Raw genomic sequence first — 17,183 nt, forward strand, 5'->3', positions numbered from 1 at the left:
CCACAAAAGTCGCGGTAGCTTCAGGTTTGCTCACCCTCGGCCAGCAACGCGACCCCGCCCATGATCACCGCCACCCCCACCCAGTGCAGCACGCTGATCTGCTCTCCCAGCCCCAGCCATGACCCCAGCAATACCCCGACAAACACCAGTGAACTGAGGGGGAATGCCAGGGACAGGCTGCTGCGTCGCAGGATCAGCATCCAGACGAAGAACGCGCCGATGTAGCAGGCGATCGCCACCCACACCCCGGGATTGTCGGCCACGGCCAACAGCCAGTGCAGGGTGAAGTCCATCTGCCCGAGTTGATCGCCGCCGACTTTGCTGGCGATCTGGCCAGCGCTTTCGAAGCCGATCAGCAAGGCCCAGAGAACGAGGGTGCCGAGCCGTTCGTGCAGCCAGCCCGTCTTGCTGTCGATCATCGATTGACCCTCATCCATGAGCGACACACACGAGCATCACGCCCGCCGAGATCACCAGCGTACCCGCCCAGCGACGGCGACTGACGGTTTCGCCGAGGATCACTTTGCTCGCCAGCACCACGCCGCAGTAGGCCAGCGCCGCTGCCGGAAACAGCAGGCTCAGCGGTGCCCGGGACAGGGCTTCGAGCCAGACCAGAAACTCGACCACGAAGGCGCCGATCCCGCACCACAGCAGCGGCGCGTTGAACACCTGGCCCCAGAACGCATTCAGGCGAAATCCGCCTTCGAGCTCCGGCAATCGGTCCAGGCCGAGCTTGAAGCAGAGCTGGCCAATGACGTCCATCACAATGGAACACGCCACCAGCACAATCACGGTGAAGGTCATGGGCGTGGCGCCTTTCGGTTTGCAATAACGATGTTCACAGTCAGGATTTACCCTTTGGCGGTCGCCCCCGCAGGTTCATCCAGCCTGAAGGCCGGCCGAGAGGGCTTTTGAGGGTAAATGCAAGGGATGGGCCAAACCCACAAGGGGGGTGTCAGGTGTGCAGGCGAACCCAGACCGAGACAAGCACGGCCGCCGCCATCAACCAGGCCACTGCCGCCACCGCCAGCGAAGCTTCCAGGCGCATCCGGTCCACCATCACGTAGAGCGTGGCCAGGTAGACGAAATACGGAATGATCGACCACATGCCAAACAGGATGGTGGTCTTCAGGTCTTCCACAGAACGGCCCTTGCCGACGATGTAATGGGCGATCAGGGCAAAAGTGGGAAACAGCGGCACCAGACCGGCGATGTAATAGTTTCTGGTCTTGGCCAGCGCAGCGAGGATGACCACCACCGCCGCGCCCAGGGTCGCCTTGAGTATCAAGTCCATCAGTGGCTCAACCCGTACTTCTTCACTTTGTCGAACAAGGTGGTCTTGGCCATGCCCAGTTCCTGGCTGGCCTGGGTCAGGTTGCCGCCGCTGCGTTGCAAGGCATCGCTGAGCAGGTTGCGTTCGAAGGCTTCCACCGCTTCGGCAAAGGCCAGGCCCTGACTGCCGGCGCTGGCGCCGGGTTTCTTGAAGGCAGGCAGACCCAAGGCAAAGCGTTCGGCGACGTTGCGCAGTTCGCGCACGTTGCCCGGCCAGTCGTGGCTCATCAGGTTCGACAAGGTCTGGTTATCCAGTTCCGGCGCGGTACGGTCAAAGCGCAGGGACGACTGCTGAAGGAAATGCTCGAACAATTGCAGGATGTCTTCGCGACGTTCGCGCAGCGGTGGCAGTTCCAGGGTGACCACGTTGAGGCGGTAATACAGGTCGCTGCGGAATTCGCCGGCCTTGCTCGACTCGACGAGGTCCGACTTGGTCGCGGCGATCACCCGGCAATCGACCGCCACGCTCTGGTTCGAACCGAGCCGTTCGAGGGTGCGCTCCTGCAACACCCGCAGCAGTTTGATCTGCAAGGGCAGGGGCATGCTTTCCACTTCGTCGAGGAACAGCGTGCCGCCGTCGGCGTGCTCGATCTTGCCGATGCGCCGCTTGCCCGCGCCGGTGAAGGCGTTGGCTTCGTGGCCGAAGATTTCACTTTCGAACAGGTTTTCCGGCAGGCCGCCACAGTTCAAGGCGACGAACTGTTTGCTGTGTCGGCGGCTGAAATCATGCAGGCAACGGGCAACCAGTTCCTTGCCGGTGCCGGTTTCGCCTTCGATCAGCACGTTGGCCGAGGTGTCGGCGACGTTGGCGATCAACTCGCGCAGATTCTGCATGGCCGGCGAGCGGCCGATGATCCGGCCTTCGAGGGAATCGCGTTCGGCCAGTTGCCGACGCAACGACGTGACCTCCCGCGCCAGGCTGCGTTGTTCCAGGGCGCGGCGGGCCACGTCCACCAGGCGCTCCGGGGAAAAGGGTTTTTCCATGAAGTCGTAGGCGCCTTTCTGCATCGCGCCGACAGCCATCGAGATATCGCCGTGACCGGTGATCAGCACCACCGGCAGGCTGCGGTCGCGGGCCTTGAGCCGGTTCAACAGTTCCAGGCCATCGATGCCCGGCAGGCGAATGTCGCTGATGACGATGCCGGCAAAGTTGTCGCCGACCCGTTCCAGGGCTTCTTCGGCGCTGCCTACGCCGATACAGGGAATGTCTTCCAGGTTCAGCGCCTGCTGGCAGCCGAGCAGCACATGGGGGTCGTCTTCGACGATCAGCACACTAAGGTCGTTGTTCATATTGGCTCGGCAGGAGTGGGGCTTACCAACGGTAAACTGAGGACGAAAGCGGTACCACCGCTGGCGGGGTGTTCGACGCCCAGGTGGCCGCCGGTGGCGGCAGCCAGGCTTGCGGAAAGGGTCAGGCCCAGGCCCAGACCCTGTTCGCCGGGTTTGGTGGTGAAGAAGGGTTCGAACAAGTGCTTGCGCGCTTCGGCGTCGATGCCATGGCCGTTGTCCCTGACGCGCAGTCGATACTTGCCTTCGAACACTTCACCCTCGAGCCACAACTCGGGTTGCTGTTGCGCCTGCATGGCATCGAGGGCGTTGCCGATCAGGTTGACCAGGATCTGCTCCAGGCGCGTCTGGTCGATCTGCAGTTGTACGTCGTCGAAATGGCGGTGCAGTTGCAGATGGGCGTTTTCCACGCGACTGCCGAGCAACTGCAAGGCGGCCTCCACGGCTTTGCCGAGGCACGCCTGGCCCTTGTCGTCACCGCGTCGGGCGAAGGCGCGCAGGCTCGCGGTGATCCGCCCCATGCGGTCGATCAGTTCATTGATGGTCTTGAGGTTGGTGCTGGCCACATCCAGCTGACCGCGCTCCAGAAAGCGTACGGTGTTGCCGGACAGGGTGCGCAGTGCCGCCAGCGGCTGGTTCAATTCGTGGGCGATGCTGGTGGACATCTGGCCGATGGCGGCGAGCTTCCCGGCCTGCACCAGTTCATCCTGGGCGCGGCGCAAGGTCTCTTCGGCGTGACGCCGTTCGCGGATCTGCCCCTTGAGCCGTTCGTTGCTGGCACGCAGGTCGACGGTGCGTTCGGTAATCCGACGCTCCAGTTGACTGTTGGCTTCCTGCAAGGCTTCGCGGGCGGCGAGGCGTGTGGAAATCACCTTGCGCCGTTCGTTCCAGGCGATCAGCAGGAACGCCACGAGGGCGAAGGCCACCGCCACCAGAATGCCCTGATTGATCGCTTCGCGACGCAGATCCTGCAGTGGCGTCAGCAAGGTGAAATTCCATGGGGTATCGCTTAACGGCCGGGTTTGCGCCAGATAGCTGATGTTTTCTTCATCGGAGTCCAGCTCGCTGTTGGCGGGGAAGGTCAGTTTTTCCACGCCTTCGGACAGGGTTTCCCGGGCCAGGGGCTGCAGTTCGTTCAACGGGAACCAGTAGTACTGCAGGCTGCGGGCCAGTTTTTCCTTGGTCTCGTCGCTCAGCGGCACCACGGATTTGAGCCGCCGCGCCGGATCGCTGGACAGAATGATGATGCCGTTCTCGTCGCTGACGAAGGCTTCCAGGCGCGCCCGTTGCCAGCGCTCTTCCATGGCTTCGAGGCGAACCTTGACCACGGCGACGCCAATGATCTTGCCGTGTTCTTCCAGACCATGGGCCAGGTAGTAACCGGGTTCGCCGTTGGTGCTGCCGATGCCGTAGAACCGCCCTGGCTGGCCGCGTACGGCGTTCTGGAAATAGGCCCGGAAGGACAGGTCTTCCCCCAGGTAACTGTCGACATCGCGCCAATTGCTGGTGGCCAGGACGCGACCGGTGGTGTCCATCACATAGATGGCCCGACTGCGGCTGCGCCGGTTCAGGCCTTCAAGGTAATCATTGACCGTCTGCCGGTGTTCCGGGGTCGGTTCGGCCAGCAACTGCGAGACACTGGATTCAAGTTCCAGCAGGCTGGGCAGGTAGGTGTATTTGCTGATTTCGCTCTCGACGGCGCGGGCATGCAACTCCAGCTGACGCTGGCCGTTCTCGCCCAGGCTGCGAATGCCGTAGTGTTCACTGATCCAGAAGCCGACGTAGCCCAATCCGATCATCAGCGCGATGATCAGTGGCGGCAGGAACAAATGACGAATCAGACGGGGTTTCACGGCGAGTGATGGCGGCGGGGCGCGATAGGGGGTGGGGTCGCATTTCATCACAGATGCCTTGGGTCAACCAGCGCTTGCCTGATCCTTGCAGGAGCGAGCCTGCTCGCGAGGGTCGTCAACGATGACGCGTTCATTCTGAATGTACGCGGTGTCTTTGAACTCATCGCGAGCAGGCTCGCTCCCACAGGGAGGAGCGAGCGTGGGCTTTAGTGCTGCAGAATCTTGTTCAGGAAGTGCTGCGTACGCTCGGCACGGTGGCTGATGTCGCCGAAGAACTCTTCTTTCTTGCAGTCTTCGATGATCTTGCCGGCGTCCATGAAGATCACCCGGTCAGCGACCTTGCGGGCGAAGCCCATTTCGTGGGTCACGCACATCATGGTCATGCCTTCGTGGGCCAGTTGCACCATCACGTCGAGCACTTCGTTGACCATTTCCGGGTCCAGCGCCGAGGTCGGCTCGTCGAACAGCATGACGATCGGGTCCATCGCCAGTGCCCGGGCAATCGCCACGCGCTGCTGCTGACCACCGGACAACTGGCCCGGATGCTTGTGGGCGTGGGCCGAGAGACCGACGCGCTCAAGCAGTTGCAGGCCTTTCTTGGTGGCTTCTTCCTTGCTGCGACCCAATACCTTGATCTGCGCAATGGTCAGGTTTTCGGTGATGGTCAGGTGCGGGAACAGCTCGAAGTGCTGGAACACCATGCCCACGCGGGAACGCAGTTTCGGCAGGTTGGTCTTCGGGTCGGCGATGGACGTGCCATCGACCACGATGTCACCTTTCTGGAACGGTTCCAGGGCGTTGACACATTTGATCAGGGTCGATTTGCCCGAGCCGGACGGCCCGCACACCACGATCACTTCGCCTTTTTTGACCTCGGTGCTGCAGTCAGTCAGTACCTGGAAGTCGCCATACCACTTGTTGACATTCTTGATAGAGATCATACGGCAAACCTTTTTTGCAGACGCTTGACCAGCTGCGAGGCGGCAAAGCTGATGATGAAGTACACGAGACCTGCGAAGATCAGGAACTCATTGGAACGGCCAATGATGTCGCCACTGGCGCGCGAGGCATTGAGGAAGTCCACCAGGCCCACCGCGTACACCAGCGACGTGTCCTGGAACAGGATGATGCTCTGCTGCAGTAACAGCGGGGTCATCTTGCGGAACGCCTGCGGCAGGATGATCAGGCGCATCATCTGGCCATAGGTCATGCCCAACGCCTGGGCAGCGCCCATCTGGCCCTTGGGAATCGACTGCACGCCGGCCCGGACGATTTCGCAGAAGTACGCCGCTTCGAACATCATGAAGGCCACGATGCACGAGGCGAACGCGCCGATCGGGGTGTCTTCGCCGGTGATCCAGCGCAGCACGAACGGCACCGCCAGGTAGAACCAGGTGATCACCAGCAGCAGCGGAATCGAACGGAAGTAGTTGACGTAGGCACCGGCCAGGTTCGACAGCAATTTGCTGTGGGACAGACGGCACAGCGCCAGGATGGTGCCGAGGATGATCCCGCCGACGACGCCCAGCGCCATCAGTTGCAGGGTCATGAGCATGCCGTTCCACAAGCCCGGCAGGGACGGGATGATGCCCGAGAAGTCGAGTTCCATTATTTACCCCCCACGGAGATCAGGCCCGGTACGGCGACTTTCTTCTCGACCAGACGCATCAGCAACATCAGGCTCATGTTCAGGGTGAAGTAAATGAGCGTTGCCAGGGTGAAGGCTTCGAACAGGTTGGCGGAGAACTCGGCGGTCTGTTTGGTCTGCGCCAGCAGCTCCATCAGGCCGATCAACGAGGCCACGGAGGTGTTCTTGAAGACGTTCAGGAATTCCGAGGTGAGCGGCGGAATGATGATCCGGTAAGCCTGCGGCAGCAGCACGTTCCAGTAGATCTGTGGCAGCTTGAAACCCATGGCGCGAGCCGCGGATTCCTGGCCTTTGGGCAGGGCCTGGATGCCGGTACGCACTTGTTCGCAGACGCGAGCGGTGGTGAACAGGCCCAGGCAGACAACGACGCTGAGGAAGGCCGAGGTCGTCGGGTTCAGGTCCTGCTTGTACCAGTCTTGCAGGTTCTGCGGCAGCAGGTCGGGCACCAGGAAGTACCAGATGAACAGCTGAACCAGCAGCGGCACGTTACGGAAGAGTTCGACGTAGCAGGTGGCGATGCCCGATACGATGCGATTCGGCACGGTACGCATGACACCCAGGATCGAGCCCAGTGTCAGGGCGATGATCCAGGCCACGATGGCGATGGCGATGGTCCAGCCCAGACCGGCGATGTACCAGTCGAGATAGGTCTCGCTGCCCACGCCGGTGGACTTGAAGAACACGCCCCAGTCCCAGTTGTAATTCATTAGGGTCTCCCCTCGGATTCGATCGATGTACAAGTACCCGCCTGGGGAAAGCTCCGTTCCCGCCCGATCGGGTGACACACAGGTCAGTTCGATCAGGCACACACGATCGGCTCGACAGCCACCGGTTCGAGTGTTTCCAGAAATGCCAGCAGGGAATGACAACCTCCCGAAAGGGCCGAGGCCCTCTCAGGAGATAAGGTTAGTCAGAAATCAGGATTTCTTGTCGTCAGCCGCTTTGTCGGTCGGATGGGCGATCAGGGCCTTGAGCTCGTCGCTCATCGGGAAGTTCAGGTTCAGGCCTTTAGGCGGGATTGGCTGCATGAACCATTTTTCGTAGATCTTGTTGATCTCGCCCGAAGCGTAGGTGGCCTTGATAGCGTCATCCACGGCCTTCTTGAACGGCTCGTCGCCCTTGCGCACCATGCAGCCATAGATTTCGTAGGACTGTGGAGTGCCGGTCACGGCCCAGTCGTCCGCCTTCTTGGCCTTGGCGGCCTCACCGGCCAGCAGCGCGTCGTCCATCATGAACGCGACGGCACGGCCCGACTCCAGCATCTGGAAGGATTCGCCGTGGTCTTTGGCGGAGATGACGTTCATGCCCATTTGCTTGTCGGCGTTCATCGACTTGAGGATGCGCTCGGACGTGGTACCGGCGGTGGTCACGACGTTCTTGCCTTTGAGGTCATCGAAGTCCTTGTACGCCGAGCCTTTCTTGGACAGCAGGCGAGTACCGATTTCGAAGATGCCAACGGAGAAGTCAACTTGCTGCTGACGCTCGACGTTGTTGGTGGTGGAACCGCACTCCAGGTCCACGGTGCCGTTCTGTACCAGCGGGATACGGGTTTGCGAAGTGACCAGGTTGTATTTGACTTGCAGGTTAGGCAGGTCCAGGTCTTTTTTGATGGCTTCGACGACTTTCAGTTGAATATCGTGGGAGTAGCCAACCGGTTTGCCGGAAGCGTCCGCAATGTAGGAAAACGGAATGGAAGCGTCGCGATGCCCGAGGGTGATGACACCGGACTCTTTGATCTTCTTCAGGGTGCCGGTGAGTTCGGCGGCGAAAACTGGCGTGCTGATCAGAGCGGCAGCAATGGCTGCGCCCAGGATGTGGGGAACGATGCGCATCAAATTTTCCTCGACATTGTTTTTTTTATGGAGCCAGTTGATCGGCCCTTTTTGTGCTGCGGATGCCTGAGTTCCTGAAGTGTTGGCACCGCAGGCATTCGTCGAAGAAGTGTAGAGCATGACTCATGCCAGACCAGGACGAATCAATCAAATCATTGATTTATAAGGAGATTAAATTTATTTGACGCGTTTTGCAGTGCTGAATAGTCCGGTTAACCGAACTGACCGGCAGGTCGCGTTCGGAAAACCGAATGGTGAGAGGGCGCAACCCGCTATCAGGTGTATTTGCGCTTGTCCGGCGCTGGCGGGAAGTACTGGTACAACCAGGTTTCACTCAACGTGCGGTCATGGGTGCGAATGAACAGGCGCAGTTCTACCGGCTCCACGCTGTCGTTGGTCGGGTACCAGTCGAACGTGATGCGGTAGCCCTTGATGTCATCGAGCACCAGCACGTTGAAGTCCTTGACCTGGCCATTCGAGCAGGTCACCACCGGCTCGATGCCCGCGCCTTCCGGCAAGCGGTCCAGGCCGCCACCGGTGAAATCCACCGCGAAGCGTCGGGCCCAGACTTGCGGGTAATGCTCGCCCGGTGCCCAGCCCTCGGTGAAACCACCCATGCCCGACCGCGTTGCGTTGACCCGCGCCAACGGTGTGCCCACCGGCGGCAGGGCGCTCCAGTAGAGCTTGTAGCCGTAGTTCAGAGAGTCACCGGGCGCCACGGGTTTTTTCGGGGTCCAGAACGCGACGATGTTGTCGAGCGTCTCGCCGGTCGTAGGGATTTCCAGCAGATCGATGGAGCCTTCACCCCACGCGGTGGTCGGTTCGACCCACAGGCTCGGGCGGCGGCTGTACCAGTCGACGGTGTCCTGATAACTGGCGAACTCGTGATCGGTCTGCACCAGGCCGAAACCCTTCGGGTCCTTGTCGGCGAAGGCGTTGAATTGCAGCGTGGCCGGGTTGTTCAACGGGCGGCAGATCCACTCGCCGTTGCCGCGCCACATCGCCAGGCGATCGGAGTCGTGGATCTGCGGGTGAATGGTGTCGCACATGCGGCGTTCGTGGGTGCCGCAGCTGAACATGCTGGTCATCGGTGCAATGCCCAGTTGTTCGATGGCGGTCCGTGCATTGACGTTGGCATCGACTTCCATCACCACGCGCTCGGCCTGGCAATCGATATCAAAGCGGTAGGCGCCGGTGGCGCTCGGCGAGTCGAGCAGGGCATAGACCACGAAGCGGGTGCTGTCCTTGTCCGGCGTCTCGAACCAGAACTTGGTGAAGTCGGGGAATTCTTCACGCTTTTTGGCGTAGGTATCGATCGCCAGGCCGCGGGCCGACAAGCCGTACTGGCCCGTGGCGTCCACCGCGCGGAAGTAACTGGCGCCCAGGAACGACACCACGTCGTGTTTGTCCAGCTCCGGTGCCTTGAACAGCTTGAAGCCGGAGAAACCCAGGTCGCCGGTCAATTGCTTGGTATCGACCGTGGTGTTCTCGTAGTTGAACAGCGACGGGCGGAAATGCACTTCACGGGCCATGCGGGTCTTGGGATCGACGCTGTACATGCGCACCGGCTGCTTGAAACCCATGCCGACGTGGAAAAACTGCACATCCAGCTGACCGTTCAATTCATTCCACAGCGAATGATTGCCGTCGTAGCGGATCGCGTTGAAGTTCTGCGGGGTCATGGTCGCCAGGGTCGGTGGCAGCACTTGCTTGGTGTCCTGATAGCGATTGCTGGCCAGTTGCTTGGCCTGCACTTTCAGCGACTCGAAATCGAAGGCCTGGGCTTCACCATCGGCGGCCCCGGTGGCGGCCCAGGCGCGGGCGGCAAGCAGGCCGGTGGCGGACAAACCGGTGTAGGCAGCGATGGCCATGGAGGCTTTGAGCAAATTCCTGCGGTGCATAAATACAACCTGTCGTGAACAATCCCGCGCCGTTCCTGGCACGTGCTGGATCAGAAATAAGGGTTCGGACATGCCTTCGGCCAAACACAAGGGACTTTAAACAGATGCCGAATAGCTTAAACCGTTCGATGGCGGAGCAAAATTGATTGATGGCACGACGCTAGCGCGGCAATGAAACAAGACATGTCGGGAAACATTTCCGACAGTGGCGTCTGATTTATAGGGCATTTCTGCTTTTTTCGACTAATTACTCTAAAAACCGCTTTTCAGCGTCCGGATTATTTCTATTCTGTGGGCATGACCGGTTTATGCCCTTCGGACCGGTGCGATTCAGTCGGCACGAGAAGGCTGCTGAAAAGGGTAGGGCGATGCGGTTTCTGAAGTTTTCTTTGACGTAGAGAAGGACATCGTCCATGTCGAAAGTACAAGGCATCACCGAACTGCTGGGAATCTTTCCGTGCCTGGGCAGCGGGCGGCGAAGGCGCCGGCTCAATTCCGAAGAGATGAAACTGGTGGAGCGCTATCGCGAATTGTCGGAGAGCGACCGGATTGCGATGAGGTATCTGGTGGATGCGATGCGCAGTGTTTCGAGGTTTTAGGTAAGAAATTCAAAGGGGCGGACTATGAAGTTCGCCCTTTTGCCAATCGAATCGATTCAGCGGGTTCCGGCTATAGGGAACGGTCGTTGCACCTGCATCAACTCAGGCATGTCCCGCCACTTTACCCAGGCGTGATGTTGGTAATGCAGCAGAGGCACCGAAACTCCGGCCCAATTCAAGGCGCTCAAGCTGGGCAGGTTTTCCGACGACGATGCCTGTGCATTGCGCAACATGGGCACGACTTCGTTGCTCAACCATTGCCTCAGATGGCGGTTTTCCGGGATGAAGTGGTGAACCAGCAGCGCGTACATGCCTGATTCGCTGACCATCAACGCATCGACGATCTTGCCGTCCTTGAGCAAGCAAACGCTGCGACGCTGATCGGGATCCAGCTTCTGGATGAGGCGTTCGTTCAATGGTTGACCCATCAGGCGGCCAAGGTCCTGAACGCAGAACCAGGCTTGGTGGTCCTGTATGAAGGCATGTAGGAAACGGTTGTGGCGGGTGAAGACGGTAGGGGTGAAGCAGGGATAAGTGTCAGACGGATTTGACGCGTGCTTGTGCATTGTTCGACTCCATGTTGAAAAAGGAGCCGCCACTGATCCTTCGACAGATTGGGGTGGCGGACCGTGCGGCGTTCGAAGTCGGAACATTCTCGATCAACATGGAAGCCGAGAGGCCCGCGCCACAAGGCCCGCCATAACGCGAAGCTGAAAGGCAAAAAAATGCCCCAGCTCGTATGGGGGCGCGGATGCGCCATGTTGATATGTTCCGGCTTCGACTCCGGGTCGCTGATTGTGCAGCGACGGGATAAAGCCTATCGGTCAGGCGCTCGCGGCGCCAAGTCTACTCTGGCGACGCGTGATGTAGGAATCGCGGGTTTTTCACGAAGGTCGAATCTGTAGTTTTTTTCTGCTTTTGCCTCTGCAAAAGTGACATGTCTTAAAAAGCAAAACCGCCTTCAGGGGCGGTTTTTATGTCCGTCGAACGGCTCGTCAAGCCGCAAGCGATTCAGCCGCCTGACCCTGCCCGCATCACAGCAGGCAGGGTGTTCGTTCAGCGGGCAAATACCGTTAGCGGCTCACCTTCCAGGCATCCCCGGCAGGCGCCGTACCGTGGTCATACGGCTTGGCGATCCACATGTACAGCAGGCCCAGGCCAATGACGATGGCGGTGCTCAGGACCATGGCGTAGTTGATGTACCACGCCGCATCCGGGGTACGTGGCCAGGCCATGTTGACGATGGCGCCGATGCCGTAGGTCAGTGCGCCGATGTTCACCAGCCAGCCCCAGGCACCGAGGGTGAATTTGCCGCTCGGTTTCCAGCCTTTGAGGCGTGCATAAAGCGCGGCGAGCACGATCATCTGGAACGCCAGGTAGATGCCGATGGCGGCGAAGCTGACGATGGTGGCGACGGCGTCCTGCAGGAAGAAGCCGAGGATGATGATCAGGGCCGGCAGGACACCGGACACGAACAGTGCGGCAACCGGAACCTGGGTCGTAGGAGAAATCTTCTTCAGCAATCGGCTGCCGATCACCATCTCGTCACGGGCATAGGAATACAGCAGACGGCTCGCCGCCGCTTGCAGGCTGATGACGCAGGAGATGAAGGAAATCATGACCACGCCCATCACCACTTTCGAACCCACGGGGCCGAAGGCGTTGTTGAGGATGGTGGTGACCGGGTCCTTGTCGGTGCCGTTGATCACGGCTTGCATGTCTGGCACGGCGAGGATCAGCGCCAGGCAGGCGAACATCGCGGCGATGCCACCGATGTAGATGGTCATGCGCATGGCCACCGGGATTTTCTTGCTCGGGTTCGGCGTTTCTTCGGCGACGTCGCCGCAGGCCTCGAAGCCGTAGTACAGGAACATCCCCGCCAGCGACGCGGTGAGGAAGGCGGGCAGGTACGAGCCATCGATGCTGATGTCGAAGGTGTTGAACAACACGCTGAGCGACTGATGGCGTTCGAAAACCAACAGGTAGACACCGACGATCACCGCGCCGATCAGTTCGCAGAGGAAGCCGAACATGGCAATGCGCGCCAGCGTTTTGGTGCCGCTGAGGTTGACCAGCGTGGCGAACAGCGTCAGGAACAGGGCAATGACGATGTTGGTGTTGTTGTTCGGTTCAAAGCCCATCATGGCGGCCAGGTAGGGACCGGCACCCACGGCAACGGCAGCGATGGTCACGCACAGGGCGATGGAGTAGATCCAGCCGACCATCCACGCCCAGCGCTTGCCCACCAAACGACGGGCCCAGGGGTACACGCCACCGGAAATCGGGAACTGCGACACCACTTCACCGAAGATCAGGCACACCAGTAACTGGCCGCAACCGACCAGCAGGTAGGCCCAGAACATCGGTGGGCCACCCGCGGCGAGGCACAGGCCGAAGAGGGTATAAACCCCGACGACCGGGGAAAGATAAGTGAAGCCCAGGGCGAAGTTTTCCCACAGGCTCATGCTGCGATTGAAGTTGGACGTATAACCCAGTTTACGTAGCTGCTCGGCGTCGCTATCGACAACGCCGGCAGAGAGTTCGGGTGATTTACTCATAGTGTTTGCTCCGGAAAATCGGCAGATTTCGGATGTCCGAAGCCGTGGCGGGGCCGTGGTGGCTCAGCCCGGATCGGTGGTTATTGTTTTGACTTCTTTGGTGTGGAGCCTGGTGGTGCTTAGTGCCGGTTTCTACCTTGAAGCCGGAGTGACACAATCGCCAGCAGGCTGGCTCCCACAGGAACACGCATTCCAAACGGTGGGAGCGAGCCTGCTGGCGATGCTTTTAGTGCTTGAACATCACATGGCGCACGACGGTGTAATCCTCAAGGCCATACATGGACATGTCCTTGCCGTAGCCGGACAGTTTCTGACCGCCGTGCGGCATTTCGCTGACCAGCATGAAGTGGGTGTTGACCCAGGTGCAGCCGTACTGCAGGCGCGCCGACAGGCGATGGGCGCGACCGACATCGGCGGTCCACACCGACGATGCCAGGCCGTAGTCCGAATCGTTGGCCCAACCCAATACCTGCGCTTCATCGGTGAATTTGGTCACCGATACCACCGGCCCGAACACTTCGCGACGGACGATTTCGTCGTCCTGTCGGGCATCGGCCAGCACCGTCGGTTCGAAGAAGAAACCGTTGCCGTCCACGGCTTTGCCACCGGTGATCAAGCGGATGTGCGGCTGCGCCACGGCGCGCTCGACGAACCCGGCCACGCGGTCGCGGTGCTGCGGGGTGATCAATGGACCGAGCTCGGTCGACGGATCATCCTGCAAGCCGTACTTGATGCTGCTGACGGCCGCGCCGAGCTTCTCGACGAATTTGTCGTAGATGCCTTCCTGCGCATAAATGCGGCAGGCCGCGGTGCAGTCTTGCCCGGCGTTGTAGAAGCCGAAGGTGCGAATGCCTTCCACGGCGGCGTCGATATCGGCGTCGTCGAAAATGATCACCGGGGCCTTGCCGCCCAGTTCCATGTGCATGCGTTTGACGCTGTCGGCGGTGCTGGAAATGATGTTCGAGCCGGTGGCGATCGAGCCGGTCAGCGACACCATGCGCACTTTCGGGTGGGTGACCAGTGGGCTACCGACCGTAGGACCGCGACCGAATACCAGGTTGAGTACGCCAGCCGGGAAAATTTCCGACGCCAGTTGCGCCAGGCGCAATGCGGTCAGCGGCGTTTGTTCCGATGGCTTGAGCACCACGGTGTTACCGGCGGCGAGGGCCGGGGCGATTTTCCAGGCGACCATCATCAGCGGGTAGTTCCACGGCGCGATGGAGGCGATTACGCCCACCGGGTCGCGGCGGATCATCGAGGTGTGGCCCGGCAGGTATTCGCCCCCGGCCGAACCGCTCATGCAGCGGCTGGCACCGGCGAAGAAACGGAACACGTCGGCAATCGCCGGAATCTCGTCGTTCAACGCAGCGCTATAAGGCTTGCCGCAGTTGTCCGATTCCAGTTTGGCCAGCTCTTCGCCGTGGGCTTCGATGGCGTCAGCCAGTTTGAGCAGCAGCAGCGAGCGCTCTTTCGGCGGGGTTTGCGACCAGCTGTCAAACGCGGCATCGGCGGCGCGCACGGCGGCATCGACCTGGGCTTCGCTGGCTTCGTTGATTCCACCAGTACGCGGCCCAGCGACGGGTTGAACACGGGTTGGGCAGGGCCTTCGCCATTGACGAGCTGGCCGTTGATCAAGAGTTGGGTTTGCATGTTCTTCTCCTCTTCGAAACTGTTTGTTTTCTGTCTGAACCGGGCCTTGTAGGAGCGAGCTTGCTCGCGATGGACGTGAACGATGACGCGTTCAGTCTGGTTGCGCGCGGTGTGTTTGAGATCATCGCGAGCAAGCTCGCTCCTACAGCGGCCGGGTTCCTCTTGTGATTCGGTTATTTGCCGCCACTGCCCGCAACGCTTTCACCGCCACGGGTCAGGTAATAGGCACCGAGGATCGGCAGCATGGTCACTATCATCACCAGCATCGCGACGACGTTGGTCACCGGTACGTCCCGAGGGCGGCTGAGCTGGTTGAGCAGCCACAGCGGCAGGGTGCGTTCATGGCCAGCGGTGAAGGTGGTGACGATGATTTCGTCGAACGACAGCGCGAAGGCGAGCATGCCGCCGGCCAGCAACGCCGAGCCGAGGTTCGGCAGGACGATGTAGCGGAAGGTCTGCCAGCCGTCGGCACCGAGGTCCATCGAGGCCTCGATCAAGCTGTGCGAGGTGCGACGCAAGCGGGCGATGACGTTGTTGTAGACGATCACCACACAGAAGGTCGCGTGACCGACGATGATGGTGAACATCCCCGGTTCGATGCCCAGCGTCTTGAAGGTCGCCAGCAGCGCGATACCGGTGATGATCCCGGGCAGGGCGATCGGCAGGATCAGCATCAGCGAGATGCCTTGCTTGCCGAAGAAATCCCGGCGGTACAGCGCCGCCGACGCCAGCGTGCCGAGGACCATGGCGATCAGCGTGGCAATCGAGGCGATCTGCAGCGACAGCTTGATGGCCTCCAGTACGTCAGGGCGTGAGAACGCCACGCCTATCCACTTCAGGGTGAAACCTTGGCGGAAAGCTGAACGCCGCGTCTTCGGTGTTGAAGGCGTACAGGAAGATGATCAGGATCGGGAAGTGCAAGAACACCAACCCGCCCCAGGCCGCGATTTTCAGCCCTATTGAAGCCTTTTCAGAGTGCATCGAAGGCCCCCAGACGTTTGACGATGGACAGGTAAATGGCGATCAGCACGATCGGCACCAGGGTGAAGGCCGCCGCCATCGGCATGTTGCCGATCGCGCCTTGTTGCGCGTACACCATGCTGCCGACGAAGTAACCCGGCGGGCCCGACCAGTTGCGGCACGATGAAGTCACGAGGGTCAGCGAGAAGGTGAAGATGGAGCCGGCGGCGATGCCCGGAATCGACAGCGGCAGAATCACTTGCATGAAGGTCTGGCGCGGCTTGGCGCCGAGGTCGGCGGACGCTTGCAGCAGCGACGGCGGCAGGCGTTCCAGCGACGCCTGGATCGCAGGATCATGAACGGCAACCAGATATAGACGAACACCATGAAGCGCCCCAGGTGCGAGGTCGACAAGGTGCTGCCGCCTACGCCGGGAATGCCCAGCACGAACTGCAGCACCGGTTCCAGGCCCAGGTGCTGCACGAACCACTGCGCCACGCCGCCCTTGGCCAGCAGCAACGTCCAGGCATAGGCTTGACGATGTAGCTGGCCCACATCGGCATCATCACCGCGATGTAGAAAAACGCCTTGGTCTTGCCGGTGGTGTAGCGCGCCATGTAGTAGGCGATCGGAAACGCAACGATGGCGCTGGCGATCGACACCACGATGGCCATGCTCAGGGTGCGCAGGATGATGTCGAAGTTCGATGGCTGGAACAGCGCGGCGAAGTTCGCCAGGGTCAGCTCCGGCGTGACCGCCATGGTGAAGTCATCGAAGGTGTAGAAACCCTGCCACAGCAGTGTCAGCAACGAGCCCAGGTAGATCGCGCCGAACCACAGCAGCGGCGGCACCAGCAGCAGCGACAGGTACAGGTTGGGGCGGCGATACAGCAGGTTGGAAAACCTGCGCAACGGCGAGCCGCCCGACGTGTTTTGAGAGAGGGCCAAGGTGTTCATGTCACACCCCGCCTGCAACGGTATCGGACAGCGGGACCATGGCTTCGCGTGCCCAGCGTGCGCTGATGCGTTGCCCGGTCTGGTGCTGGGCGCTGACGTCCAGCCACTGATTGTTGGCCTGGCTGATGTTCAGGGTCTGACCGTTTTCCAGCTTCAGTTCATAGCGGGTGGCGCTGCCCTGGTACTGGATGTCGTGCAGCAAACCGCTGACTTCGATCTCGTGTGCGGCCAGCGGCCCTTCGGCGAAACGCACGTGTTCCGGGCGAATCGAAAACGGCTGGGGATTGCCGCTCAACTGTTTTGCCATATCGCCGCGAATCACGTTGGAGGTGCCGACGAATTCGGCGACGAACGTGGTCGCCGGTTTCATGTAGAGATTGCGCGGGTGTCGACTTGTTCGATGCGGCCCTTTTGAACACAGCGACGCGATCGGACATGGACAGTGCTTCGGTCTGGTCGTGGGTGACGAAGATGAAGGTGATGCCGAGCTGGCGTTGCAGCTTCTTCAGTTCGCCTTGCATTTGCTCGCGCAGCTTGAGGTCCAGCGCGCCGAGGGGTTCGTCGAGCAGCAGCACGCGCGGACGGTTGACCAGGGCGCGGGCCAGGG

The 17,183-nt window shown here is 60.6% G+C and carries 16 protein-coding genes and 3 pseudogenes; 1 reads left to right on the forward strand and 18 read right to left on the reverse strand.

The annotated features are described in order from the left end of the window. Nucleotides 1-20: 20 nt before the first annotated feature. The 10 genes from GQ39_RS30615 to GQ39_RS30660 form a co-directional block, all read right to left on the reverse strand. Nucleotides 21-419, reverse strand: coding sequence for an EamA family transporter (locus GQ39_RS30615; protein WP_047538272.1), 399 nt, complete (start codon nucleotides 417-419; stop codon nucleotides 21-23). Between the two features lie 10 nt (nucleotides 420-429). Then, the gene (locus GQ39_RS30620; protein WP_047538275.1) at nucleotides 430-804 is read right to left on the reverse strand and encodes a transporter; all 375 of its coding nucleotides are present in this window, start codon (nucleotides 802-804) and stop codon (nucleotides 430-432) included. A 151-nt stretch (nucleotides 805-955) separates the two neighbouring features. Continuing rightward, nucleotides 956-1,285, reverse strand: a complete 330-nt coding sequence (locus GQ39_RS30625; protein WP_177329370.1) for a GlpM family protein — start codon at nucleotides 1,283-1,285, stop codon at nucleotides 956-958. Nucleotides 1,286-1,293: 8 nt separating this feature from the next. Continuing rightward, nucleotides 1,294-2,622, reverse strand: a complete 1,329-nt coding sequence (locus tag GQ39_RS30630) for a sigma-54-dependent transcriptional regulator (RefSeq protein WP_047538281.1) — start codon at nucleotides 2,620-2,622, stop codon at nucleotides 1,294-1,296. Beyond that, nucleotides 2,619-4,520: a sensor histidine kinase gene (locus GQ39_RS30635; protein ID WP_047538284.1), complete on the reverse strand. Its 1,902-nt coding sequence runs from the start codon at nucleotides 4,518-4,520 to the stop codon at nucleotides 2,619-2,621. Before GQ39_RS30635 ends, GQ39_RS30630 begins: the two co-directional genes overlap by 4 nt. Before the next feature lie 158 nt (nucleotides 4,521-4,678). Then, the gene (locus tag GQ39_RS30640) at nucleotides 4,679-5,413 is read right to left on the reverse strand and encodes an amino acid ABC transporter ATP-binding protein (protein WP_008032183.1); all 735 of its coding nucleotides are present in this window, start codon (nucleotides 5,411-5,413) and stop codon (nucleotides 4,679-4,681) included. Beyond that, nucleotides 5,410-6,081, reverse strand: a complete 672-nt coding sequence (locus GQ39_RS30645; protein ID WP_047538287.1) for an amino acid ABC transporter permease — start codon at nucleotides 6,079-6,081, stop codon at nucleotides 5,410-5,412. The genes GQ39_RS30640 and GQ39_RS30645 overlap by 4 nt, the downstream gene beginning before the upstream one ends. Next, nucleotides 6,081-6,827 (reverse strand): amino acid ABC transporter permease, encoded by a 747-nt coding sequence (locus tag GQ39_RS30650; protein WP_047538290.1) that lies wholly within the window; start codon nucleotides 6,825-6,827, stop codon nucleotides 6,081-6,083. Before GQ39_RS30650 ends, GQ39_RS30645 begins: the two co-directional genes overlap by 1 nt. Before the next feature lie 210 nt (nucleotides 6,828-7,037). Next, complete coding sequence (locus tag GQ39_RS30655) at nucleotides 7,038-7,952, reverse strand: glutamate/aspartate ABC transporter substrate-binding protein (protein ID WP_047538293.1); 915 nt, start codon at nucleotides 7,950-7,952, stop codon at nucleotides 7,038-7,040. A gap of 275 nt (nucleotides 7,953-8,227) precedes the next feature. Next, nucleotides 8,228-9,853: a glucan biosynthesis protein D gene (locus GQ39_RS30660; RefSeq protein ID WP_047538296.1), complete on the reverse strand. Its 1,626-nt coding sequence runs from the start codon at nucleotides 9,851-9,853 to the stop codon at nucleotides 8,228-8,230. 413 nt (nucleotides 9,854-10,266) lie between these two features. Between GQ39_RS30660 and GQ39_RS30665 the strand changes: the two genes are divergently transcribed. Beyond that, the gene (locus tag GQ39_RS30665) at nucleotides 10,267-10,452 is read left to right on the forward strand and encodes a hypothetical protein (RefSeq protein WP_047538299.1); all 186 of its coding nucleotides are present in this window, start codon (nucleotides 10,267-10,269) and stop codon (nucleotides 10,450-10,452) included. Nucleotides 10,453-10,508: 56 nt separating this feature from the next. Here the strand turns inward: GQ39_RS30665 and GQ39_RS30670 are convergent, their stop codons facing one another. The 8 genes and pseudogenes from GQ39_RS30670 to GQ39_RS30695 form a co-directional block, all read right to left on the reverse strand. Continuing rightward, nucleotides 10,509-11,018 carry a BRO-N domain-containing protein gene (locus GQ39_RS30670; RefSeq protein WP_047538302.1) on the reverse strand — a complete coding sequence of 170 codons (510 nt, stop codon included), beginning with the start codon at nucleotides 11,016-11,018 and terminating at the stop codon, nucleotides 10,509-10,511. A gap of 507 nt (nucleotides 11,019-11,525) precedes the next feature. Next, nucleotides 11,526-13,010 carry an APC family permease gene (locus GQ39_RS30675; RefSeq protein WP_047538304.1) on the reverse strand — a complete coding sequence of 495 codons (1,485 nt, stop codon included), beginning with the start codon at nucleotides 13,008-13,010 and terminating at the stop codon, nucleotides 11,526-11,528. 226 nt (nucleotides 13,011-13,236) lie between these two features. Beyond that, a pseudogene (locus GQ39_RS30680) lies at nucleotides 13,237-14,660 on the reverse strand (gamma-aminobutyraldehyde dehydrogenase). A 173-nt stretch (nucleotides 14,661-14,833) separates the two neighbouring features. Beyond that, nucleotides 14,834-15,641, reverse strand: a pseudogene (locus GQ39_RS30685) (ABC transporter permease). Next, complete coding sequence (locus GQ39_RS33955; protein WP_442961757.1) at nucleotides 15,631-15,966, reverse strand: ABC transporter permease subunit; 336 nt, start codon at nucleotides 15,964-15,966, stop codon at nucleotides 15,631-15,633. Before GQ39_RS33955 ends, GQ39_RS30685 begins: the two are co-directional and overlap by 11 nt. Beyond that, on the reverse strand, nucleotides 15,876-16,067 hold the full coding sequence (locus tag GQ39_RS33960) for a hypothetical protein (RefSeq protein WP_442961758.1): 192 nt from the start codon (nucleotides 16,065-16,067) through the stop codon (nucleotides 15,876-15,878). Before GQ39_RS33960 ends, GQ39_RS33955 begins: the two co-directional genes overlap by 91 nt. After that, nucleotides 16,046-16,576 (reverse strand): hypothetical protein, encoded by a 531-nt coding sequence (locus tag GQ39_RS33965; protein WP_442961740.1) that lies wholly within the window; start codon nucleotides 16,574-16,576, stop codon nucleotides 16,046-16,048. The genes GQ39_RS33960 and GQ39_RS33965 overlap by 22 nt, the downstream gene beginning before the upstream one ends. Before the next feature lies 1 nt (nucleotide 16,577). Continuing rightward, nucleotides 16,578-17,183: pseudogene (locus GQ39_RS30695) on the reverse strand (ABC transporter ATP-binding protein); the annotation flags it as partial.

The sequence above is a fragment of the Pseudomonas sp. 11/12A genome, from assembly GCF_000800055.1.
In the GTDB taxonomy this organism is placed as follows: Bacteria; Pseudomonadota; Gammaproteobacteria; order Pseudomonadales; family Pseudomonadaceae; genus Aquipseudomonas; species Aquipseudomonas mohnii.